The organism is Luedemannella helvata (assembly GCF_039528415.1).
Lineage (GTDB): Bacteria > Actinomycetota > Actinomycetes > Mycobacteriales > Micromonosporaceae > Luedemannella > Luedemannella helvata.
Genome location: NZ_BAAALS010000107.1, coordinates 1 through 817, shown reverse-complemented (window position 1 = coordinate 817; position 817 = coordinate 1). Strand labels below are relative to the sequence as shown.

The window sequence follows — 817 nt, the reverse complement described above, 5'->3', positions numbered from 1 at the left end:
CGTTCACCAACCCGGTGTTGTGGGAGGACTTCGCGGACCTGGACATCATCCGGGTCGGGGACGTGTACTACGCGTCGGCCTCGACGATGCACTACTCGCCGGGCGCGCCGGTGCTGCGTTCGTACGACCTGGTGAACTGGGAGGTTGCCGGCCACTCGGTGCCGCGGTTGGACTTCGACAACTCCGCCTATGACCTGTCGGGGTCGCGGGCGTACGTGAAGGGCATCTGGGCCTCGGCGTTCAACTACCGCCGCTCCAACTCCACCTATTACTGGCTGGGTTGTGTGGAGTTCAACCGTACCTACGTCTACACGGCCACCGCCCCGGACGGGAACTGGACCAAGCGGGCGCGGATCAACAACTGCTACTACGACGCCGGTCTGCTCATCGACGACAACGACACCATGTATGTCGCCTACGGCAACGGCACGATCAGCGTGGCGCAGCTGTCCGCCGACGGGACCTCGCAGGTGCGCGCCCAGCAGGTGTTCACCACTCCCTCGTCGGTGGGCACGCTGGAGGGGGCGCGGTTCTACAAGCGCAACGGCTACTACTACATCTGGCTGACCCGCCCCGCCAACGGCCAGTACGTGCTGCGTTCCACCAGCCCGTGGGGTCCGTACGAGATGCGTCAGGTCCTGCTCGACCTGCCCGGTCCGATCTCCGGCGGCGGCGTGCCGCACCAGGGCGGCCTCGTGCAAACCTCCGCGGGTGCCTGGTACTACCTGGCGTTCATCGACGCCTACCCCGGCGGGCGGGTACCGGCGCTCGCGCCGATCACCTGGTCGGGCGACTGGCCGGTCCTGCAGACCGTCAA

The 817-nt window shown here is 67.0% G+C and carries 1 protein-coding gene; it reads left to right on the top strand.

Features of this window, described 5'->3' with window-relative positions; genetic code table 11:
* Positions 1–817 (top strand): glycoside hydrolase 43 family protein (locus ABD191_RS28960; protein WP_344089125.1); only part of this gene is annotated, 817 nt, incomplete at both ends.